This is a genomic window from Paenibacillus sp. PastM-3, from assembly GCF_029893965.1.
Taxonomy (GTDB): Bacteria; Bacillota; Bacilli; order Paenibacillales; family Paenibacillaceae; genus Paenibacillus_AQ.
Map to the genome: position 1 here is coordinate 743,344 of NZ_JARXXP010000001.1, position 22,189 is coordinate 765,532.

At 53.2% G+C, this 22,189-nt stretch carries 18 protein-coding genes; 1 reads left to right on the forward strand and 17 read right to left on the reverse strand.

Annotation, left to right across the window (positions count from 1 at the left end; translation table 11 throughout):
• Positions 1–130: 130 nt before the first annotated feature.
• Positions 131–514, reverse strand: coding sequence for a DivIVA domain-containing protein (locus M2108_RS03365; protein WP_277467281.1), 384 nt, complete (start codon positions 512–514; stop codon positions 131–133).
• Between the two features lie 188 nt (positions 515–702).
• On the opposite strand from M2108_RS03365, the gene M2108_RS03370 reads away from it, so the two are divergent.
• Positions 703–1,266: a TraR/DksA C4-type zinc finger protein gene (locus tag M2108_RS03370; protein WP_277467280.1), complete on the forward strand. Its 564-nt coding sequence runs from the start codon at positions 703–705 to the stop codon at positions 1,264–1,266.
• A gap of 2 nt (positions 1,267–1,268) precedes the next feature.
• Here the strand turns inward: M2108_RS03370 and M2108_RS03375 are convergent, their stop codons facing one another.
• The 16 genes from M2108_RS03375 to M2108_RS03450 all read right to left on the reverse strand — a co-directional run bounded on the left by M2108_RS03375 (position 1,269) and on the right by M2108_RS03450 (position 22,186).
• Entirely contained in the window at positions 1,269–1,628 is a 360-nt protein-coding gene (locus M2108_RS03375; protein ID WP_277467279.1) for a replication termination protein, read from the reverse strand.
• A 643-nt stretch (positions 1,629–2,271) separates the two neighbouring features.
• The gene (locus tag M2108_RS03380; RefSeq protein WP_277467277.1) at positions 2,272–2,931 is read right to left on the reverse strand and encodes a general stress protein; all 660 of its coding nucleotides are present in this window, start codon (positions 2,929–2,931) and stop codon (positions 2,272–2,274) included.
• Positions 2,932–3,392: 461 nt separating this feature from the next.
• On the reverse strand, positions 3,393–5,888 hold the full coding sequence (gene hrpB / locus M2108_RS03385; RefSeq protein ID WP_277467275.1) for an ATP-dependent helicase HrpB: 2,496 nt from the start codon (positions 5,886–5,888) through the stop codon (positions 3,393–3,395).
• 347 nt (positions 5,889–6,235) lie between these two features.
• Complete coding sequence (locus M2108_RS03390) at positions 6,236–6,625, reverse strand: DnaJ family domain-containing protein (RefSeq protein ID WP_277547114.1); 390 nt, start codon at positions 6,623–6,625, stop codon at positions 6,236–6,238.
• Between the two features lie 324 nt (positions 6,626–6,949).
• Positions 6,950–7,759 carry an SDR family oxidoreductase gene (locus M2108_RS03395; protein ID WP_277467271.1) on the reverse strand — a complete coding sequence of 270 codons (810 nt, stop codon included), beginning with the start codon at positions 7,757–7,759 and terminating at the stop codon, positions 6,950–6,952.
• Between the two features lie 564 nt (positions 7,760–8,323).
• Positions 8,324–9,190, reverse strand: coding sequence for a transglutaminase family protein (locus M2108_RS03400; protein WP_277467270.1), 867 nt, complete (start codon positions 9,188–9,190; stop codon positions 8,324–8,326).
• On the reverse strand, positions 9,187–10,140 hold the full coding sequence (locus M2108_RS03405; RefSeq protein WP_277467269.1) for an alpha-E domain-containing protein: 954 nt from the start codon (positions 10,138–10,140) through the stop codon (positions 9,187–9,189). Before M2108_RS03405 ends, M2108_RS03400 begins: the two co-directional genes overlap by 4 nt.
• Before the next feature lie 72 nt (positions 10,141–10,212).
• Positions 10,213–11,676 (reverse strand): circularly permuted type 2 ATP-grasp protein, encoded by a 1,464-nt coding sequence (locus M2108_RS03410; protein WP_277467268.1) that lies wholly within the window; start codon positions 11,674–11,676, stop codon positions 10,213–10,215.
• A gap of 384 nt (positions 11,677–12,060) precedes the next feature.
• Positions 12,061–13,065, reverse strand: a complete 1,005-nt coding sequence (ftsY, locus tag M2108_RS03415; RefSeq protein ID WP_277467267.1) for a signal recognition particle-docking protein FtsY — start codon at positions 13,063–13,065, stop codon at positions 12,061–12,063.
• Between the two features lie 29 nt (positions 13,066–13,094).
• Positions 13,095–16,664, reverse strand: coding sequence for a chromosome segregation protein SMC (gene smc, locus M2108_RS03420; protein WP_277467265.1), 3,570 nt, complete (start codon positions 16,662–16,664; stop codon positions 13,095–13,097).
• Positions 16,665–16,869: 205 nt separating this feature from the next.
• Positions 16,870–17,574 carry a ribonuclease III gene (rnc, locus tag M2108_RS03425; RefSeq protein ID WP_277467264.1) on the reverse strand — a complete coding sequence of 235 codons (705 nt, stop codon included), beginning with the start codon at positions 17,572–17,574 and terminating at the stop codon, positions 16,870–16,872.
• A gap of 15 nt (positions 17,575–17,589) precedes the next feature.
• Positions 17,590–18,828: a beta-ketoacyl-ACP synthase II gene (gene fabF, locus M2108_RS03430; RefSeq protein WP_221799807.1), complete on the reverse strand. Its 1,239-nt coding sequence runs from the start codon at positions 18,826–18,828 to the stop codon at positions 17,590–17,592.
• A 223-nt stretch (positions 18,829–19,051) separates the two neighbouring features.
• Positions 19,052–19,285, reverse strand: coding sequence for an acyl carrier protein (locus tag M2108_RS03435; protein WP_019911228.1), 234 nt, complete (start codon positions 19,283–19,285; stop codon positions 19,052–19,054).
• 122 nt (positions 19,286–19,407) lie between these two features.
• Positions 19,408–20,157, reverse strand: coding sequence for a 3-oxoacyl-[acyl-carrier-protein] reductase (gene fabG, locus M2108_RS03440; RefSeq protein ID WP_277467263.1), 750 nt, complete (start codon positions 20,155–20,157; stop codon positions 19,408–19,410).
• A 41-nt stretch (positions 20,158–20,198) separates the two neighbouring features.
• Positions 20,199–21,122 carry an ACP S-malonyltransferase gene (gene fabD, locus M2108_RS03445; RefSeq protein ID WP_277467262.1) on the reverse strand — a complete coding sequence of 308 codons (924 nt, stop codon included), beginning with the start codon at positions 21,120–21,122 and terminating at the stop codon, positions 20,199–20,201.
• 74 nt (positions 21,123–21,196) lie between these two features.
• Positions 21,197–22,186: a beta-ketoacyl-ACP synthase III gene (locus tag M2108_RS03450; protein ID WP_277467261.1), complete on the reverse strand. Its 990-nt coding sequence runs from the start codon at positions 22,184–22,186 to the stop codon at positions 21,197–21,199.
• Between the last annotated feature and the right edge of the window lie 3 nt (positions 22,187–22,189).

Below are 22,189 nucleotides of genomic sequence, written 5' to 3' on the forward strand. Positions count from 1 at the left end.
GAGTTCAACCTCCATCTGGCAGGATATAAATCTCTCTACCTATTAGTATACGCCGGAAGCAGCGTCAAGCAAGCTAACGCCTGCTGACGCCGATATTGCATGTAAAGGATTGTATGTGAAAACACAGCGCCTACAAGTATTTCTCTGTACGGGGGAGCTTATCCTTTAACATGCGCAGGTTGCCCTCAAGTCTGGCCACAATATCTTCGAGATCCTGCGGGTCTACTCCTCGGATGACAGGTGGCGTTGCTGCTGCTGCCTTGCTCTGCTCCTTCAATTCACGCAGCTCCAGCTGCTGCTCCTGCCATTTATCCATCAAATCAGCGATGGTTGCATAAAACCGTTCGTAGTCCTTGATCACACTATCTAAAAAAGTGTCCACCTCTTCGGCATCGTAACCGCGCAGCTTCATGCTGAATTCCTTTTCATGTATGGTGAGTGCATCGAGCGTAATACCAAGTTGGCTGAACAGCTTTCTTTGTTTATCCAGTCTGCGTTTCATATGTTCGTCCATTGCTGTGACCTCCATGCTTTGTCTATGTTCTTTTAGCAGTAATTATTATAACAGGCTGAAAGCGGTATGAATATATCACTAAAGTTGCAGTTTCTGCTCTCTTTCTCCAGCTGATTGCCTGCCTAGTGAATAGGGTAAGGAAGATTACACAATAACACTACTCTAAACGCCGAAAGGAAGATGGAACCATGAGTCACTTAACAGATCAGCAGCTGGCTGCACTGAAGAATGCACTGGATGAGCGCAGACAGGAGCTGGAGCAGCATTTCAAAGATAATGATGAAGAAAACAGCCTGCTTGGAGACTCGCTTAGGGTATCAACCGGAGAATTGTCAACTGTAGACAATCATCCTGCGGATGCAGGCACCGAAACCTTTGAACGAAGCCGTGATCTCGGCATTAATAACGCGCTCAGGGATGAGCTGGAAGATATCGAAGCTGCCCTTATGCGCATGGAAGAGGGCACATATGGGATCTGTGTCATCAGTAAAGAGGAAATCCCATATGAACGCCTTGAGGCCATTCCTTATACACCTTATGCAGTAGAGCATGTACCCGGCCGGGAATCTGCGGACGAGCGTCCTGTTGAAGAACAGGTGATGACCCCGCCTCCTTCCGGAGCAGGCCAGAGCCGTCAGGAGCATAGCGGCAGGTTCGATGATGCCGACGCCTGGGATTCTGTAGAGGATTACGGGAGCGCAAGCTCACCAGTACCGCTTCCCGGCCATGATAAGGATGATCAGGATTCCTGACACTAATAATTATCTGCAACCGCTTTGTTCAGAATACCAAGGCAGCGGTCCAAATCTGTTTTAACCTGTTTTTTGTAAAGCCGGGCTTTCTCCTCCCCGTCAGCCGTAAAATGATAAAGGACGATTTCCTGAAAATCGACCTTGGGATCATTCCCCTTGAGCTGCTTGGTACGGTACAGTATTCCTTGCTGCACGAGCTCATGCAGGGCGCGGTATACCTCACTCTGGGGAGGCGAATAGCCATAGGCTTTGAAATCCCTCCGCATATCCTCAAGCATCTGATAACCGTATCCCTTATGCTGCTCAACCATCGTAATTAGATACACCTTGATAAATGCCCGCTGGGCTATCATAAAAGCCATGTTATCCCTCCTGTTCTTCTCCCGCCAGCCGTTATCCGTCAGCGGAAAATATTAGCTCTAGTATATCGCCTATTTATCTAATTTCATAATCTGAAAGAATCAGTGTTGCGGTTAGAATCACAAGTTAATAAAGGCGGCATTGTCACCCCCTTCACGAATGAATGGTACACCATTTGGGTGATACGGGTTCACTTTTTACGGGTTTGCTGTTTCTAGGGTGAGGGAAGAGGATTGGATTTGGATGGCAGGTGTAGGGAGTAGATTTTTTTTTGATTGTTGTATTGTGAATTTTTCATATGTTGCAATATTGGAATCGATAATAAAAAGGCATCGGGTTATACCCTTTAATTCGCGTTACATCATTTAACTAGCTGAATTCTTCAATATGACGCTTGTGAGCGGGTTCCAGCCCTAAAGCCACCTCAATCTGGTTCGCATCATATTGGTTCGTATCATATGTCGTTTAATTTTTAAGAGCTAATGTCTATCTAGTGTGAATTTTTCATATGTTTAAATTATGTAATTAGAATACAAAAAAACTGCACCCCGGATAAGATCCGGAAGATGCAGTCTTGGTTATCTGTTATTCATTTTGCCGGATTGGCTACTCCGGTCTGGTCTTGCCATTCAGGCAAGATCCCGGTTACAGCCGGTTACGGTTGTAGAGATCCGGGTCGCTGCCGGCATTCATTGAACCTCTATTGCCGAGCGTGTTCCCTACTGTGGTATCATCCGGAGTAAGGTCAGGGTTGGTGGCCCCTCTGTCCGCCAGTGTGTCTGAGGTAGTATCCGTATTGTAAACAGAGTCATACCGGCTGGAGTTCAATGAACGGTTACCGCGGAAGACATCATGGATTGCATTCCCTCTTCCGTTGTCATCGACAAGAACCAGGATTTTCCCGCTGTCGACATAACCTTCATATTCACGCGCTTCGTCCTCAGGAATGCCCAGGCCAATCAAGCCGCCGACAAGTCCGCCCGCGCCTGCACCGATAGCTGCACCCGTCAGTGTAGCCACAATCGGTCCGGCTGCGAGAATCGGTCCGATGCCCGGTATGGCAAGCGCCCCGATTCCGGCAAGCAGTCCGGCAACCCCGCCGACTACACCGCCTGTGGCTGCTCCGGTTGCTACACCTTCCGGCGCCATGGTGCCTGTATCTTCAGAAATACTTTGTAATTCATCACGGTCTCTGGTAATGATGGATATTTCATCGTTTCTGATGCCCTTGCTCTGCAGATCTTCAATTGCTCTGGTTGCTTCTTGTTCCGTATCAAAGATTCCTACGATTTTTTGGGTAGTCACTTGAAGCCCTCCTTCGTAATTGTCGTTCGCTACATTATTACCCCATAATCGTTCAATCAAACAGGGCACGGTACGGAGATAACCATTAGAAAGAGGAACAGACATCAAGTGCAATCTATTTAGTTGGATTTTCGCTGCTTAATTCCGGTGTTAATCCATTTCTGCGAACAATAGTTGGAAAAACGTCATCTAATTCAGGCCATTTCTCGCTCTGAGAGCAATTCCGGCGAAAATAAGTGGCGTTTTTCCAACTAGTTTCTCCGCTAACAGGATTTCTCGGAGAATTAGATGACGAATTTGCACGTAGTATATTGATTCGATTGCTTTTTAGCTGTGGGGGATGGCTGTGACTCCAAAAATAGCTTAAACTACCAGCTGCTGTCCTGCTCTTTCGCAGCTTGATCATTCACAGCTGTTTCAGCAGAACTCGGCAGAAGCTATTGCTTAGGAATCTATACAGATCATTTATTGCCCGGCCGGGTCCGGCTGGTAGCCACCGCCTGCAGCGGATCATCCGGCCAATAGTGCTTGGGATAACGTCCCTTCAAGTCCTTTTTCACCTCAAAGTAGGTACTGCGCCAAAAGCTCCCCAGATCTGCGGTCACCTGCATCGGCCGCCTTGCCGGCGAGAGCAGGTGCAGGAGTACGGGAACCTGTCCCATCCCGATCCGCGGCGTATCCACCTGGCCGAACATTTCCTGCAGCCTAACCGCCAGAACAGGAGTTTCCGGGTTGCTGTAATCCAGCGGCACACGTGACCCGCTGGGCACCGTGATGTGAGTGGGGGCTTCCCGGTCGAGCGTCTGCCGATCATTCCAGTCCAGCATCCCTTCCAGCGCTTTGGACAGCGGCAGACGCTGCAGATCCCGCAAATTGCGCATGCCCTGCAGATAGTGGCGGAGCCAGTCCCCTAATGTATTTAGCAATGCTTCATCCGAGACATCCGGCCAGTCTTTTCTGACCGAGTGCATAAAAGCCATCCGCTGACGCAGCTGAGCCGTACCTTTGTCCCACGGCAGCATATCCAGCCCCTCTGCAGCAATTACGGACAGCAGTACCTCCTCAATCTCCTCTGCATCCGGGCGCTCATGCGTCGTTTCCTTTAATACGAGTGCGCCGAACATCGTCCGCCGGTGTGCCTTCACGCTGCCGCTCTCTTTGTCCCAGAAGACAGCCCGTTCCTCGGTCAGGCTGTCTGCGTGATGCAAGAGCAGCTCTGCTTCGGACAGCTCCGCAGCCAGTAGTATCCGTCCCTGCCCGGCGCGGTCATCCACGCCGGCGGCAACGATGAAGGCTGAGCGGGCCAGCGGCTGCCCCTCGCGCATCGCCGCTCCCCGGCCGCCGGACAGCAGAAACGCGCCGTCACCGCGTTTCTGGCCTACCCGGTCAGGGTAGGCGAACGACAACAGCAGGCCTATGCGGCTGAGGTCGCCGGGCATTGTCTCTGGCGCAACCTTCAGCTGCGCCAGGAGACTCTGGCTCTCGCGCTGCACCGCGCGCAGAGCCGCCGGGTCCGCGCTCCCGCTTACGCCGGAGCGCTCAAAAGCAAGCAGCGCCTCCACGCGGAGCGTGATGTCGCTGCCCTGATCCGCGGGACCCTTGAACAGGTCCCGCTCCTGCAGCAGCGCCGCCAGCCGGCAGGCGAGCGGCGCTTCGCCAAGCAGAGCCGCGCGCAGCAGCATATGCGCGGCGCGCGGGTGTGCGCCGAGCGCGGCCATGCTGCGGCCGTGCGGCGTAATGGCGCCGCCGGCGTCCAGCGCGCCGAGCTGGCGAAGCAGCGCCGTGCCCTGCGCGTAAGGCGCAGCGGGCGGCGGGTCCAGCCAGGGCAGCGCGGCAGGACCCGGCACGCCCCACAGCGCCAGCTCCAGGGCGAGCTGCGCCAGGTCGGTCTCAAGCATTTCCGGCACGTTGTCCTCCGGAAGCCGGGCATGCTCCTCCCTGCTCCAGAGCCTGTAGCAGACTCCGGGTGCCGTCCGGCCTGCCCGGCCGCGCCGCTGGTCAGCCGATGCCTTGGATACCGGCACGGTAGTGAGCCGCGGCATCCCGGTGCGCGGCGAAAACACCTGGGTGCGCCGCAGACCGGTATCAATTACCGTGCGCACCCCTTCGATCGTCAGGCTTGTCTCGGCGATCGATGTCGCCAGCACCACCTTGCGTTGTCCGGGCACAGCGGCAGCCACCGCAGCATCCTGCTGCGCCTGCGGAAGCTGGCCGTATAGCGGCCGCAGAACCGTGCCCGCAGGAAGGCTGCCGCCGGCAAGCTCGCGCTGCGTCCGGCGGATCTCCCGCTCCCCGGGCAGGAACACCAGCACATCGCCCGGCTGTTCCGCCAGGGCGCGACGTACCGCGGAAGCTGCAGATAGTTCCAGCACAGCGTCATTTCCCGCGGGTGCATAGATTGTCTCCACCGGAAAGGTCCGCCCGGGACAATCGACGATGGCTGCTCCGCCGAGCAGAGCTGAAACCCGCTCTGCATCCAGGGTAGCCGACATGATCAGAATCCGCAGATCTTCTCGCAGCACGGACTGCGCCTCAAGCGCCAGCGCCAGGCCAAGATCAGCATGGAGGCTGCGCTCATGGAATTCGTCAAATATGACCAGTCCGACATCACCAAGCGAGGGGTCACTCTGCAGCATCCGTGTCAGGACGCCTTCGGTAACAACCGTAATACGTGTATGTCTGCTTACTTTGCTGTCCATCCGCATCCGGTAACCGACGGTCTGCCCCACTTGCTCCCCGAGGCAGGCAGCCATGTATACAGCGGCTGAACGGGCCGCCAGTCTTCTCGGCTCCAGCATTAATATCGTTTTGCCCGCCATCCACGGCTCGTCCAGAAAAGCCGGCGGCGTTCCAGTGGTCTTACCCGCACCAGGTTCAGCGATAAGCACGGCAGCTGTGCTAGCGGACAATATTTTTTTCAGGTCAGGAAGTACCTGCATAATCGGAAGCTGTTTCATTCTGTATCTCCATAACTGTGTCTGTCTTATGAGCACTCTGATTGAATCACCAGACGCCTCCTATAGCATGGGCGAAACGGTCCGGGATTTCAAGCGGTTCCAGAGTAATTCTCAGGTTTTGTACCGCAAGCCATCACAAAAGTCATCATCACGTAAGCATCCGGGGAGCTGTCCAAATTCTCGCATGCCTGCTTCAGCTGAATATATTCACTCTCATTGAATGAACAAACAACAGACTCGCTGCAGCAAAATCATATGTATGTCAGGAAGCCCGGTCTCATAGACCGAGCTTGTACAAAAGTCGGCCTGGTGCACACAACCCTGTGAACCGTGCGCACGGTATGCTATTATTCCTGATCTGACAGCCGCTGACGGATCTGATCCCCGTATTCCGTAAAAATACTGCTGTTTTCCAGACCCCGCTCACGCAGGAGCTGCTGCAGGCGCAATCTTTTTAAAGTCAACTTGGACTCAAGGGATTTCTGCTCAGATGAGTTAGCATTGCCGCTGTTGCGGCAGGCTGCCAGTAATTGTTCCAAGGTCACGCATTCCGCCCGCAAAGTCAGCTCTTCCGGCAAAATCCCGGCATTTTTCATAATCTTAAACGACATCCGCAGCTCTTCGGGAACGCCTGACAGGTCTTCGAGCTCCAGCGGCTTACCATGCCCCGGCAAATCTGCAAATTCCCCGTTTCTCATTGCCTCCTGAATCCGTTGCTCCGCCAGCCATGACAGCATCGGCCCATCCCCTCCCATTGTATACTTACAGTTCAGCAAAAGCCTGCTTCAGCAGACCGGCAAACACCTCGTAATCCACCTGCTTCCCCTACAGCAGCTTGGCTGTTAACCGTTCCGGCTTTCTTGGCTCGAATACCCACTTGGGCACTTCAAGAGTAACTTCCTGTTACATAGGAACCTCCTTCAGATTCATAGTATGCACAGATTTTACCATACCCTGCTTACTTTACAACCCTGCACATCACAAGCAGCCGTACCCCGGTTATATCTGCCCGAAGTACGGCTGCCGCTTAAACCTTATCTTTTCCAGCTTGCTTTACTGTCTTAGCTTAACAGTGATTCTGCTCCATCAATGACAATCTGCGCTCCGGTAATATGAATGGATTCATCAGAAGCGAGGAAGGAGACTAGATCGGCTACATTCTCCGGCTTACCTGGGCCATCAGCCAGCGGCTGGGCTCCTTGCGGGAATTCAATCGGGATGATGATTTCTTCTACCTCTTCATTGAATTCGGTTGATTCATCAATATTGGTAGAGATCGCCCCCGGACAGATAACGTTGACACGGATTTTGAATTTGGCCAGCTCCAGCGCAGCCATTTTGGCAAAAGCCACCTGACCCGCCTTGGTCGTGCTGTAAGGTGACCAGCCAAAGCTCGTAAACCGTGTATTTCCGTTAATGGAGCTTGTAATAATGATACTGCCCTTACCTTTTTCCTTGAGATGCGGAATCGTATATTTGAGTGTCAGGAACGTTCCGGTCAGGTTGACGTTGATCGTATTCTGCCAATCCGTCAGGCTCAGCTCCTCGATCGGCCCGACCACTCCGTTAATTCCCGCGTTGGCAAAAACAATATCCAGGCTGCCGAAATGCTCAATCGTTCTGCGTACCGCTTCCTCCATCCGTTCAGCATCAGAAGTATCGACATCAATAGCCAGTGCGCAATCCTTGCGCAGCTTGTTCAGCTTCTGCTCCAGCACCGATGTACGTTCATTAACCAGGTCAAAAAGAGCTACATTGGCGCCTTCGCGCGCCATCTGGATCGCTGCCGCTCTGCCGATCCCGGAGCCCGCACCTGTAATAATGGCTGTTTTACCGATAAACCGCTGTTTTTTAGCTATATTTGGGCTCATATGCACACTCTCCTTCCACATCATCCATATTCGTGATTCTGTTTCAAGATTACCCAATTGCGGCTCAATTATAATCACCCTTGTGCAAATTTTGCACAAACTTTGTGCAACCGTGCCAAAGCAGGCACCTATTCCTGGTTTAGTACCCTGTTACAAACTGTTCATTTCGGCCAATCCGCCTAATCCGGCGAAATCAAGGGCATTTTTGCCTTTCATTTCCTTCACCCTGCTCCTACCCCGCTATAATATTTACTAATCAACAGTACCGCTAGCGTAAATACAAAAGCCCCACAACGTGGGGCTTTTGGACTTAACCATATTAGGGGGCTACATGAGCAGTCTACTTAAGCGGTCTACTTAAGCGGTCTTCAGTAGCTTTCAGCAGCTCTTCTGTAGCTCTCAAGTTTCTTTCCAGTAGCTAACATGAGCTCCACAGTAACCCAGCGTCACTATAGCTCCTGGTCAGCTCAACTTTTTTACAACAGTATCCTTTTTAATCATATCTATTTACATCACATCTATTTACATTCTATCCATTATCAGCTTCTTGGCAGCCTCTTTCCCTCAGTTGTCCAGCTTACGTACATCCACTTTGACGCTAAGTGTCCCGGCTCCGCCGCGGTATACACCTTTTACCGGTACAATATCCTTGTAATCCCGGCCATGGCCCAGCTTGATGTAGCGCCAGTTCACTTCCGCATTATTGGTAGGGTCAAAGCCAAGCCAGCCTGTTCCGGGGATATGCGTTTCCACCCAGGCGTGTGAGGCCTGCTCAAAGTCGGCGTTACCGCCCTGCAGATCACCGACAAAATGGTATCCGCTGACATACCGTGAAGGAAGCCCGACACTCCGGCAGACGGCAATCATCAGATGGGCATAGTCCTGACAGACGCCGCGCTTGAGCTTGAGCGCTTTTTTGACCGTAGTATTTACACTTGTCGCTTCGGGATCATAGGTAAACTGCTCATAGATCGTCGAGGACAGCTTTTTGGTCCAGGCATACATATCATCTGCCGCATCAAAAGGGTGCTGTGACGCAAACTCGACCAGCTCCGGCGTAACCTCCGTGTAACGGGTCGGCAGAATGAATTCAATATACCGGTTCTGGAACTTTTCGTCATTCAGCAGCTTAACCTGATCCGCGAGCGGGATATGCGGGAGGTCGGCACCCTGTGCTTTATCAAGTGTCACGACAGTCGCCTTGGTATGAATCACCATCTCTGTATGCGGCTTGTTCACCGAATAGGCATGCACCCGGTTGCCGAAAAAATCCTCATACGTTAAAAGATTCGCCGCCGGAGTCACCTCCACCTCATGATGGTAGCAGGACTGCCGGTAATTAGTGCGCGGGGTCAGCCGGATTTCATTGACACTGTCCGTAACCGGCTCCGGATATGAATAGGTCGTTGTGTGGTTGATCTGAATTTTCATACATAGGCTCCTTCGCGGCGAAAAAAGGCGCCCTCCATCGTCTTCCCTAACCGCTGGCACGAGATCATCAGGGAATGCAGGACATCAAGGGCGAGATCGCCGGACATCTCCTCTTTTTCCATATAATCCAGCTCGGCCTTAATCTTCCCTGCCTGACGGATCACCTTCTCATGCCCAGAGCCCTTTTCTGAAGAATCCAGCTCCAGTCTGGCCAGATGCTCCTCCAGCTTGTGGAACGAGAAGCGCACTGAACGCGGAAAACGTGCATTAACGATCAGAAATTCCAGGATGCACTCCGGTGACATATCATCGGCATAATAACGGCGGAAGGCCTGATAGCCGCTTACCGATTTCAATACAGCCTGCAGCTGGGTATAGATGGTACTGTTCTCTTTGGATTTGCATGATACTGTAACGGCCTGCAGAATCCGTGTCGTATTCTCGGCCCGTTCCAGAAACCGTCCGCTTTCAATAAAATGCCATTCATTTCCCCGCAGCATTACGGACTGCTCCGCGCCGAGAAACATAGCCGCACGCTCTTTGACCTGCTGGTAGAACTGATGCGGACCGCTCATAATATCCGCTACGGACTGCTCCGCGAGCCAGAGATTAAAGCCGTTAACGATATCCCACAGCTCGCTAGGCAGATGCTGGCGCAGTGTACGCAAGTTATTCCTCGCCTGGTGCACACACGAGAATAAAGAATTGGCATTACCCAGATCCAGTGTGATAAAAGACAGCACATCCTGCTCGGAAAAGCTCTCAAACTGCTTGAGATACTCATTTCTGACCCCTAATGCATCAATCAGCCTTGACCATTTATGCCCTTCCGACTGAAAATCCTCTTCCTGCTGAATATGATAATGGACATCGATCAGCCGTGCATGGTTCTCCGCCCGTTCAATATATCGTCCGATCCAAAACAAAGCTTCCGCGTTGCGATTCAGCATCGTCACCACTCCTCCGCTCCCACATTTTGATGCCGCACTTTGTCTTTCAACAGCCTGCTGCCTTGTTACGCATCAGGCCATAACCCAGGTATCCTTAACTCCGCCGCCCTGTGAAGAGTTTACGACGAGAGAGTTTTCTTTCATTGCTACCCGGGTCAGCCCGCCCGGGATAACATGTGGTTTGCGGTCCGCACCCATCAGCACAAATGCCCGCAGGTCGATATGGCGCGGTACCATTTCTGCCCCGGATAATACCGGCGCACGTGACAGAGACATGATCGGCTGGGCTATATAACGGGCCGGGTCAGCAAGAATCTTAAGCCTGAAGTCCATCAGCTCTTCCTTCGTCGCTTCGCTGCCGATCAGCATCCCGTAGCCGCCGGAGAGCGATGTCTCCTTGACTACCATTTCCGATAAATGATCCAGTACATACTGGCGTTCCTGCGGCCGTGACAGCAGATAGGTCGGCACATTGCCAAGGATCGGCTCTTCGTTCAGGTAATAACGGATCATATCCGGAACATAAACATACATGGCTTTGTCATCAGCCACTCCGGTTCCGGGAGCATTAGCGATTGCTATATTGCCTGCCCGGTAAGCATTCATCAGACCGGCGACTCCCAGCAGAGAATTCGGCTGAAACGCGAGCGGATCAATATAATCATCGTCCAGGCGGCGGTATAGCACATCAACCCTGCGCAGGCTGTTCATTTCCCGCAAATAAATTTTATGGTCCTGGGCTACCAGATCCCGTCCTTCCACCAGATGAATGCCCATTTGCTGCGCCAGAAAAGCATGTTCATAATAAGCAGAATTGTATTGCCCGGGGGTCAACAGGGCTATAACAGGATCTTTTGTTCTGGACGGAGACAGGCTGCGCAATACCGAAAGAAACCGGTTGAGGCTGTGGTCTACATCCCTGACGCGGCTGGCAAAGGCCAGTTCAGGGAACAGCTGGTTCATCAGTGATCTGCCTTTGAACAGGTACGAAAAACCGGAGGGAGTACGCAGATTATCTTCCAGCACATAATACTCCCCGTCATGATGACGGATCAGGTCAATCCCTGAAGTAGTCACGTACGATCCGCCGGGCACCCTGAGCCCGGACATCTCGGGCCGGAAATAAACATTGCTGATGATCATGCGCCGCGGTACGATCCCGTCTTTTACAATGTATTGTTCATGGTAGATGTCATGAATGAATAAGTTCAGTGCGGTAATCCGCTGAATGATCCCGGCCTCCAGCCGCTCCCATTCCCCCTTCGGGATAATCCGCGGAATCATATCGAAGGGAATCGTCCGCTCCATCGGCTGATCCTGGGCCGGATTATACAGTGTAAAGGTAATTCCTTCTTCCATCATCCTGCGCTGCATCAGTTTCTGCTTGGCATGCAGCTCTTCGTGGCTCATCCCGGAAAACATGCGGCTCACATGTCTGTAATGAGGCCGGATACTCCGTTCATCAGCATACATTTCATCGTAAAAATGCTCCAGCGGATACGGAGAAATACCGGGCAAAGGATCTAATTTGGACATGAGCCCGACTCCTTTCGGATATTCAGATGTGTTAAGTTTGTTTACAAAACGTTTAAAATGAATAGATTGAACCACGGAAAACTTTGATTCTACTCTCATAATACGTAAATGATATTCTTGATGTCAATATATATAACAGCAAAATGGAGTTTATGAACCATTCCGCATAAATGGAATCGCTTCCTTTCTCCTGAGTGTATTTTCCGGATGCTGTAACGTTAAGGATACAATGAATTGTATGCGGGAGCACTGACAAGCAGTACTATTATGAATTTTTCATATGTTGATATTTAGGTATAGTGTCTGTAAAAAAGAACCCGTTCTCCAGCCTCTGCCGGTAAACGGGTTCTTTCCGATCTTGTCAGATCAAAATCTATTATACTCTTATTCCTGCTCTTCTCCGGACTCAGCCGCTTCCTCGCTAATCAGTCCGGCAAACAGGGCATGGACGAACTGGCTGGAATCAAAGGTCTGCAGATCCTCCATCTTTTCACCAAGGCCGACCAGCTTCACCGGCAGATTCATTTCCTGACGGATCGCCACAACGATACCGCCCTTGGCTGTACCGTCCAGCTTGGTCAGTACAAGTCCGGTAACACCGCTTTTTTCACCGAACAGCTTGGCCTGGCTAAGCGCGTTCTGCCCGGTCGTTGCATCCAGCACCATGAGCACTTCGTGCGGCGCGCTTGGAATCTCACGCTGAATGACCCGAAAAATCTTATTCAGCTCTTCCATCAGATTGCTCTTGTTCTGCAGACGGCCTGCTGTATCACAGATCAGCACATCCACATTCCGCTGCTTCGCTGCCTGTACGGCATCGAACATCACCGCTGCAGGATCAGAGCCCGCCTGCTGCTTGATTACATCCACTCCGGCCCGTTGCCCCCATACCTCAAGCTGCTCAATCGCTCCGGCACGGAAGGTATCCCCTGCAGCCAGGAGAACCTTTTTGCCTTCCTGCTTGTAGCGGTGAGCCAGCTTGCCGATTGTCGTAGTCTTCCCGACCCCGTTGACGCCGACAAACAGAATGACGGTTATGCCGTCCGGGTTCTCCTTCAGGCTGTTGTCATCATCGCCGCGCAGCAGCTCCATCAGCTTGCGGGAAAGAATCGGCTGCAGCTCCGAAGCGTCCTCAATGCGCTTCTGTTTCACTTCAGCGCGCAGCTCCTCAACCAGCGTCATGACTGTGTTAACGCCTACGTCAGCTCCGATCAGGATTTCTTCCAGTTCCTCGTAGAACTCCTCATCGATCTTTTTGCGGCGGATAATCAGGTCGGAGACCTTTTCAACGAAGCCTTTACGCGTTTTTTCCAGCCCGTCGCGGAAGCTTTTGGTTACACTTTCCGTTTTGCCGGAAATCGTTTCTTTTAATTTCTTAAAAAAGCTCATTATGGTCCCCCTCTAAGTTAAAATCACTATTATGCGATTATCGCTTCCTCATCCTCCAGCTTCACGGAGACGAGCTTGGAGACGCCGCCTTCCTCCATGGTGACGCCATACAGCACATCCGCTTCCTCCATCGTGCCTTTACGGTGGGTAACAACGATAAATTGGGTCTGCTCCGAGAATTCGCGCAGGTATTGGGCAAACCGGACAACGTTGGCCTCATCCAGCGCGGCCTCAACCTCATCCAGCACGCAGAACGGCACGGGCTTCACCTGCAGGATGGCAAACAGCAGCGCCATTGCCGTCAGAGCACGTTCCCCGCCGGAGAGCAGCTGCAGATTCTGCAGCTTTTTGCCGGGCGGCTGCGCAACGATATCGATGCCTGTCTCCAGCATATTCTCCGGATCAAGCAGCTGCAGATCGGCCCGCCCGCCGCCGAACAACTTCGAGAACACCGTCCCGAATTCACGGCGGATGGCATCAAAGGTCTGTTTGAAGCGTTTGGACATTTCTTCTTCCATCTCATGTATGACATGATACAGGGTTGTTTTGGCTTCAACCAGATCATCCTTCTGGCTGCTGAGGAAGGTATAACGTTCATGCACACGCTGATATTCTTCAATCGCACCCAGACTGACTTCACCGAGTGCGGAAATACTGCGTTTCAGCCGCTGAACTTCCATTTGGGCTGCCGGCACATCCTCCGGTACCGGATAGCGCTGTTTGGCCAGCTCATAGCTCAGCTCGTAATCTTCACTAAGCTTGCGCAAAATATTGTCCAGCTCCACATCAAGCCGTCCGACAGACACCTCGGTTGTACGAAGCTTGTCCTCAACCGTGCGAAGGGCCTGCCGCTGGTCTTTGGTCTCCCCTTCGGCAAGCTCAAGCCTGCGTGTCAGGGCAGCGCGGTCTGCCCGGGCAAGATCAAGCGCTGCCGCGCTTTCATCCCGCTTCAGCCGGTAGCTGTTCAGGTTCTCCTGCTGCTTCACTGCTTCGCGGACGTTCTCTTCCAGATCCTGCTCCATCGTCATGAGGAGACTGCGGCTCTGGCGCAGCTCTTTGTCCTGTGATCCGGCATCCTGACGCATCCGGCGCAGCTGCTCTTCCAGCGAAAAAATCTCCTGGTCCAGCTTGCCTTCCGTTACCTTCATGCCGGTCAGTTTGCTCTGCAGCTCCTCCTTGACCGATTCGCTCGCTTTGCGTTCTGACTCGGCATTGCGGATCGCCTCATGGGCTGCCTGCTCTTCCTGTTCCAGCCGGGCCAGCTCAGCTACCGCCTGTGCCCGGCTTTCCTCCAGCGCCTTCACTTCAGCTTCAAAGCCGCTGCGCTCCGCACCGGCTCCATCCACCTGCTCCTGCACGTGGCGCAGCTCCTGCTCAAGCTGCTTCAGATCGCCGGCAACACGCTGCTCCTCCAGACGTTTCTCATCCCCGTCATGGCGAAGCTGCTCCAGCTTGCGTGAAGCACTCTCCTGCTCTTCCTTCAGCCGGCCGATGCCCTGCTTCAGCTTGGCGATCTGACGCTCGCTCTCTTCAATCTCTTCGAATAACTGATCCATCTGCCGTTTGCGGCTCAGCAGGCTGTTGTTCTTCTTGTGCTGGCTGCCTCCGGTCATCGAACCGCCGGCGTTTACGACATCCCCTTCAAGGGTTACAACCCGGTAGCGGTACTGGCATCTGGCAGCAATCTTATTGGCCTGCTCCAGGTTCCCGGCGATCACTACGTTACCCAGCAGGCTTCCTACGATGCTGCTGTATTTGTCTTCGAAGCCAACCAGCTCGGCACCGATGCCGACAAAGCCGTCCGCCCCTTCAATCATGCTGCGGTCACTGCCGTTAATCTGGCGCGGCCGGATGACATCCAGCGGAAGGAAGGTGGCCCGTCCCAGCTGACGCTGCTTCAGGAAGGCTATTGCCTGGCGCGATACTGCTTCATTCTCCATAACCACATGCTGCACCGAAGCACCCAGTGCAGTTTCCACTGCCATTTCCAGCCGCTCCGGTACGGAAATGAGCTCTGCCACAGCGCCGTGAACGCCGCTAAGCTGCCCTTTGCGGGCCCCCTTCAGCACTTCCTTGACTCCGAGCATAAAGCCGTCGTAGTCGTCCTGCATTTCTTTCATCGTCTCATGCCTGGACACCTGCGCTTCACGCTTTTGCTCCCATTTGCGCAGACCTGACTGGGTTTCTTCAATCAGCTTATGGCGTTTGTTGGTCTGCTCGCTCTCGGTAATATAGCTGTTGCGCAGCTTGGAGATCTCATTGCCAAGCTGCGCAATTTTGTCCTTCAGCGTTTTTTGCGAAAGGGACAGCTCCTCGAGACGGGCAGTCCATTTGCCGCTTTCTTCTCTGCTCCGGCTCATCCGCCGCTCCAGGCTTTCTTTCTGCTGGTCCGCATAGCGGATCTCATTGCGGGCTTGGGCCATCAGGTTCATCAGTTCAAGCAATGCACTTTTGAGCTGCTCTTCCTTACTTTGGCTGATGCCGCCGGCGACGCCCTCCAGCCTGCTCTCTTCCTCGGCAATCTGCCTCCGGAGATCGTCCAGCGCCTGACGGGCCTGCTGCAGCTTCAGCTCCAGCTCAGCCAGCTCACGCTGCCGGTCTGCCGAACGCTCACCTACGGAACCGAGCGTGGACAGCAGCTGCTCACGGTTGGCTTCCAGGTTCTTTTTGCGCTCCTTGAGCACTTCGCCATAGCCTTCGCTCTTTTCATAAGCTTCACTGTAACGGAGCAGCTGCTCCTGCAGCTTCTCCACCTGCTCCTCTAATGTCCGCAGCTCAGCCCGTCCGCTTTCCAGCTTGGCATCATGCGCAGACACTATGGTAGATAGCTCCAGCTGTTCCTTATTTAGCACCTCAAGCCGTGCATTACCTTCCTTCCAGGCAGTATGAATCCCTTCGATCTGATGAACATAGACCGATATTTCCTGCTGTTTGAGCGCTTCCCGCAGCTCCTTATATCGGATCGCCTTCTCGGACTGTTCCTTGAGCGGACCGATCTGGTCCTCCAGCTCACTGAGCAGATCATGAATACGCAGCAGGTTCTGCTCCGTCTCATCCAGCTTGCGCCCGGCGTCTTTTTTACGCGATTTATATTTAACAATCCCTGAGGCCTCTTCAAAAATCCCGCGCCGGTCTTCGGAACGGGTACTGAGAATTTCTTCAATCCGGCCCTGGCCGATAATGGAATACGCTTCACGCCCGATACCGGTATCCATAAACAGCTCTGTAATATCCTTCAGCCGGCACGATTGCTTATTGATCAGATATTCACTTTCACCGCTGCGGTGCACTCTCCGGGTCACTGTTACCTCGCTGAAATCCAGCGGCAGCACGTGATCCTCATTATCCAGGGTCAGCGAAACCTCGCCATAGTTCACCGCTTTGCGGGCATCGCTGCCGGCAAAGATAATATCCTCCATCTTGCCGCCGCGCAGTGATTTTGCGCTCTGCTCACCAAGCACCCAGCGGATCCCGTCGGATATATTGCTTTTGCCGCTGCCGTTTGGCCCTACTACAGCGGTGATGCCGCGCACAAACTCCATTTCGGTTTTGTCGGCAAAAGATTTAAAGCCAGCCAATTCGATCCGTTTCAAAAACATAACTCGCCTATCACCTCTGACCTATTATAACATAGCGTTTCTGAAATAACCCCACAAAGTAGGGCCTATACTGGATGCTGTACCCTAAAACGAAAAAGAGCAGCAAAGGTCTGACCTCCGCCTAGACGCCGGCATTCAGACCATTGCTGCTCTCCTCCGCTAATTGCTTGAGGTAGCCTTATCTTGTACGATTGCAACTACAGCTTCAAGCACCGTCTTCCTTCAGCCGCAAAAGCGCCGCTGCCGCAGCCTGCTGTTCCGCTTCTTTCTTGGAACGGCCGTTGCCTCTGCCGAGTGACTGGCTGGCCATATACACCTCAGAAACAAATTCACGCTCATGCGCCGGTCCACGCTCTTCAATAATCCGATATTCCAGCGTACCTAAACCGTGATGCTGTATCAGCTCCTGAAGCTCTGTCTTGAAATCGCTCATCTGCATTTGCAGCTTGCCGTCCGTCTCCACCAGCGGGAAAACATGATTATCCAGAAAGCAGCGCACTGTCTCCAGGCCCTGATCGAGATAAAGCGCTCCCACGAAGGATTCAAACACATCGGCCAGCAAGGCCGGGCGGGTACGTCCGCCCGTAAGTTCTTCCCCTTTGCCCAGCAGCACAAACCGGCCGAAGCCCAGGCTCTCGGCAAACTTGACCAGAGAAGGCTCGCAGACAATTGCGGCTCTCAGCTTGGTCAATTCTCCCTCAGGCCTGTCCGGCAGCAGGTTGTACAAATATTCGGAAACCGTAAGCTCCAGCACGGCATCGCCCAGAAACTCCAGACGCTCATTGTCCTGATGCTGGTTGAAACGGTGTTCGTTCACATAGGATGCATGGGTAAAGGCCTGCTTCAGAAGTACAGGATCGTGAAATTGGATTTGAAGTTGGCTTTGTAACTGCTTCAGGTCTCCTTTCACTGCACTGTTCTCCCCTTACTGTTTGTATTTTTTGAGAATAACGGTAGCGTTATGTCCCCCGAATCCGAATGAGTTGGACATAACAATATTTAGATCAGCTTCACGAGGAACGTTCGGAACATAATCCAGGTCACATTCCGGGTCCTGGTTGTCCAGGTTGATCGTAGGTGCAATCCTATTCTTCTGCAGGGAAAGACCGCAGATGATCGCTTCGACGCCGCCGGCTGCACCCAGCAAATGCCCGGTCATCGACTTGGTCGAGCTGATTGCAACCTTGTACGCATGGTCTCCAAGCGCCTTCTTCACGGCTGTCGTTTCGGACTTGTCACCGGCAGGCGTGGATGTTCCGTGCGCGTTGATATAATCGATATCCTCCGGATTAATTCCGGCGTCACGGATGGCCATCTTCATGCAGCGTGCTGCACCGTCAGGATCCGGGTCCGTCATATGGTGGGCATCCGCGCTCAGGCCGTAGCCGATAACTTCGGCATAGATCTTCGCCCCGCGCTTCTCGGCATGCTCCAGCGATTCCAGAATCAGAATGCCGGCGCCTTCACCCATTACAAAACCGTCGCGGTCTACATCAAACGGGCGGCTTGCCTTCTCAGGCTCATCGTTACGGGTGGACATTGCTCTCATTGCACAGAAGCCGGCCATACCTGTCGGGCGGATTGTCGCTTCGGAACCGCCGCAGATCATCGCATCCGCATCTCCACGCTGGATCAGCCGGAATGATTCACCGATGGAATGGCTTCCTGTTGCACAGGCGGTAACGGTTGTTGTATTAGGACCTTTGGCGCCGAGGTTAATCGACAGCTGTCCGGAACCCATATTGGCAATCATCATCGGGATAAAGAACGGACTCACACGCTTGGGCCCTTTTTCAAGCAGCAGGTTGTGATTGTCTTCCCATGTTCCCAGACCGCCGATGCCGGAGCCAACGGATACGCCGATCCGCTCTGCATCAATATCTTCACCGATCTTAAGTCCGCTGTCTCTCAGCGCATCCTCACCGGCTGCTACTGCAAACTGCACAAAACGGTCCATCTTGCGGGCTTCCTTGCGGCCGAAACGCTCCTCCGCATCAAAATCCTTAACAGAAGCTGCAATCTTGGTGGTGTAGTCACTTACATCAAATGAATCCACCGTTGATACTCCGGACTTGCCGTTCATCAGGCTATCCCAGAATGTATCCAAATCCTTCCCCAGGGACGTTATAACGCCCATACCGGTAACAACCACTCTATGACTCAAACGCAATCACCCCATCTGTAGGCTGTATACTTCATCTCTAACGAAGCACTGCTCTCTGAAATCTCTATATAAACTGCAATCCCCGCAATAGCATGTCCTGCCTGCGGTTCTGTAATTTCCCCCGGATAAAGGTGCGCCCTCGGCAGCCTTTGGACTTGCAAATGATGTGTAAAATGAGGAGAAGTCCCGTCCCCAGGGGGGCGGGACCCTCAATCATATGACTCTAGGTATGAGATTGTATGTACTTCACAACTTCACCCACGGTCGTAATCTTCTCTGCATCTTCATCAGAGATTTCCATGTCGAATTCATCTTCCAATTCCATAACCAATTCTACTACATCAAGAGAATCAGCACCCAAATCATCTTTGAAAGACGCTTCTAATGTTACCTCCGCTTCATCGGCACCCAAGCGGTCGATGACAATGCGTTTTACACGCTCCAATACATCGGACATCCGGTTCACCTCCTCTTTTGGTATTATACGAGATATGAAGTCAAAATACCATAGAGCATAAAAAACGCTTTCCGGCCGCCTCTTCCCGTTCCCTCCATAGCTGTTCCAAGCTTTCTTCAGGCTTACATGTACATGCCGCCGTCCACATGAAGTGTCTGGCCTGTCATATAAGCTGCCCCCTGCGAGGCTAAAAATACAGCCGTGTTAGCAATGTCCTCCGGCCGCCCAAGCTGGGCAAGGGGAATCCCCTTCAGCAGCTCGCTGCGGACTTCATCGGACAGCTCACGGGTCATGTCAGTATCAATGAACCCCGGAGCGATGCAATTCACGGTAATTCCGCGGGAAGCCAGCTCCCGCGCCGCCGATTTGGTCATACCGATTACGCCTGCCTTGGCAGCCGTATAGTTGACCTGGCCGGGATTTCCGGTTACGCCCACGACGGAGGAAATATTGATGATCCGGCCGTAGCGCTGCTTCATCATCGGACGTGTAACGGCCTTCAGGCAGTTAAACACACCTTTGAGATTGGTTTCGATGACCTGATCGAATTCTTCTTCCTTCATGCGCATAATCAGATTGTCCCGGGTAATACCGGCGTTGTTAACCAGAATATCGATTCTGCCCCAGGTGTTGATAACCTCTTTAACAAGATTCTCCGCCTGTTCGCTGCTGCCTACATTCCCTTTGAGCGCGATGCCCTCAGAGCCCAGCTCGGCAATACGTGCTACAGTCTCCTGCGCTGCAGCCTCGCTTCCGGAATAGTTCACGGCCACCTTCACGCCATACTCCGCCAGCGCCAGCGCAATGCTGCGTCCGATTCCGCGGGAGCCGCCGGTGACCAGGGCCGTCTGGCCTTGTAATGCTGAGAACATTCTATATCCCCTTTCCATGTGCCCCGTATAAGTTCTGGCAGTTACAGTTCAGCCTGCACACTTTCCAGACTGTTAATGCCTATTACCTTAGCCGTTTTGTCGATTTTGCGGATCAGGCCGGCCAGCACGCTGCCGGAGCCGATCTCTACAAAGGTGTCCACACCGTTAGCAATCAGCCATTCCACGCTGTCCTGCCAGAGCACCGGTGAGTATACCTGACGCACAAGCAGCTCACGGATCTCTTCGGGATCGGTAACGGGTGAGGCCGTTACATTAACTACGACAGGAACTGCAGGAGGGTTAAAGGTTACGCGCTGCAGTTCGGCAGCCAGGCGCTCAGCAGCCTCCATCATCATGGAGGAATGGAACGGTCCGCTGACTTCAAGCGGAATCGCCCGCTTGCCGCCGGCTTCCTTAACACGCTCTACAACAGTGCTAACGCCCGCCTGAGAGCCGGAGACGACGATCTGCCCCGGACAGTTCACATTAGCCAGCTCGACAGTATTGCCTTCCTCGGAAATACTGCGGCACAGCCCGGCAAGCGCCTCGCGTTCTGCCCCCAGTACTGCAGCCATTGCCCCTTGTCCGCCAGGTACCGCTTCTTCCATGAAACGTCCGCGCAGCCGTACAAGCTGCACTGCATCCTCGAAGGAAAGCACGCCGGCGGCTACCAGGGCGCTGTATTCACCAAGGCTGTGTCCGGCAACATAATCCGGCTTCAGTCCCTTGCCGGCAAGCGCTTCAAGGTACGCTACACTTGTTGTAACAAGAGCAGGCTGCGTATTTACAGTCTGTTTCAGATCGCTGTCCGGCCCCTCAAATACAAGCCGGCTCAAGGAAAATCCGAGCACCTCGTCGCCTTTATCAAATACGGCACGGCTCTGCGGCAGTGCGTCATATACATCCTTACCCATCCCGACTGCCTGCGCACCCTGCCCGGGAAAGACAAATGCAATTTTACCCATTGTACAGACTCCTTCACATAACCCGTGCACTGTCCCGCCGCTATCCAGCGGATGGTACGGGGTCCATTATTCGTTTACCAGATCAATACGGAAGCTCCCCACGTAAGTCCGCCGCCGAAGCCAACCATCAGTACGGTATCGCCTTCCTTCATCCGGCCTTCCTCTGCCGCCTCTACCAGCGCAAGCGGAATCGAAGCTGCGGAGGTGTTGGCATAACGGTCTACATTGACGACCACCTTCTCTTCCGGCAGATCCAGACGCTGCATAGCCGACTGGATGATCCGGATGTTCGCCTGGTGCGGTACAAACAGATCAATATTTTCCTTGCCGAGTCCCGCCTTGGACAGAACGCGTTCTGTGGCTGTACCCATTACACGTACGGCGAACTTGAACACTTCACGGCCGTTCATATAAATGAAATGCTTCTTGTCTTCAATAGTCTGGGCGGATGCCGGCAGGCGCGAGCCCCCTGCTTCCAGCTTCAGCAGAGTGCCGCCAGCACCCTCGGCTCCGAGGTCAAACGACTGGAATCCACGTCCTTCCGGAACCTCACCGAGAATTACCGCTCCTGCACCGTCACCAAACAGGACGCAGGTGTTACGGTCGGTATAATCAGTAATGCGCGATAGCGTGTCGGCACCGATAACCAGGGCATTGTTATACATTCCGGTCTTAATAAAGCTAGTAGCTGTAGCAAGACTGTAAACAAAGCCGGAGCATGCTGCCGACAAGTCAAACGCCGCTGCACTCTTCGCGCCCAGCTTATCCTGCAGAATACAGGCTGTGGAAGGGAACGACGTGTCAGGTGTAATAGTAGCAATAATAATAAGCTCCAGATCTTCGGCCTTCATCCCTGCAGATTCCAGCGCCTTCAGCGCGGCTTCATAGGCAAGATCCGAGGTGGCCTCATGCGGTGCCGCAATATGCCGTTCCCGGATGCCCGTGCGGCTGACAATCCATTCATCATTTGTTTCGACTATCTTCTCAAGATCGCTGTTAGTCAATATCTTCTCAGGCACATATTTTCCTGTCCCGATTATCCCTACCGAACGCAACTGATTCATCTC

Coding starts and splice junctions, on each gene's coding strand:
- M2108_RS03410 (WP_277467268.1), bottom strand. CDS start 11,676: ATGTCCAAATTAGATCCTTTGCCCGGTATTTCTCCGTATCCGCTGGAG.
- ftsY (WP_277467267.1), bottom strand. CDS start 13,065: ATGAGCTTTTTTAAGAAATTAAAAGAAACGATTTCCGGCAAAACGGAA.
- M2108_RS03365 (WP_277467281.1), bottom strand. CDS start 514: ATGGACGAACATATGAAACGCAGACTGGATAAACAAAGAAAGCTGTTC.
- M2108_RS03395 (WP_277467271.1), bottom strand. CDS start 7,759: ATGAGCCCAAATATAGCTAAAAAACAGCGGTTTATCGGTAAAACAGCC.
- fabG (WP_277467263.1), bottom strand. CDS start 20,157: ATGTTCTCAGCATTACAAGGCCAGACGGCCCTGGTCACCGGCGGCTCC.
- hrpB (WP_277467275.1), bottom strand. CDS start 5,888: ATGAAACAGCTTCCGATTATGCAGGTACTTCCTGACCTGAAAAAAATA.
- M2108_RS03400 (WP_277467270.1), bottom strand. CDS start 9,190: ATGAAAATTCAGATCAACCACACAACGACCTATTCATATCCGGAGCCG.
- M2108_RS03405 (WP_277467269.1), bottom strand. CDS start 10,140: ATGCTGAATCGCAACGCGGAAGCTTTGTTTTGGATCGGACGATATATT.
- M2108_RS03370 (WP_277467280.1), top strand. CDS start 703: ATGAGTCACTTAACAGATCAGCAGCTGGCTGCACTGAAGAATGCACTG.
- M2108_RS03450 (WP_277467261.1), bottom strand. CDS start 22,186: ATGAATCAGTTGCGTTCGGTAGGGATAATCGGGACAGGAAAATATGTG.
- M2108_RS03375 (WP_277467279.1), bottom strand. CDS start 1,628: ATGGCTTTTATGATAGCCCAGCGGGCATTTATCAAGGTGTATCTAATT.
- M2108_RS03435 (WP_019911228.1), bottom strand. CDS start 19,285: ATGTCCGATGTATTGGAGCGTGTAAAACGCATTGTCATCGACCGCTTG.
- M2108_RS03390 (WP_277547114.1), bottom strand. CDS start 6,625: ATGCTGTCATGGCTGGCGGAGCAACGGATTCAGGAGGCAATGAGAAAC.
- fabD (WP_277467262.1), bottom strand. CDS start 21,122: ATGGGTAAAATTGCATTTGTCTTTCCCGGGCAGGGTGCGCAGGCAGTC.
- smc (WP_277467265.1), bottom strand. CDS start 16,664: ATGTTTTTGAAACGGATCGAATTGGCTGGCTTTAAATCTTTTGCCGAC.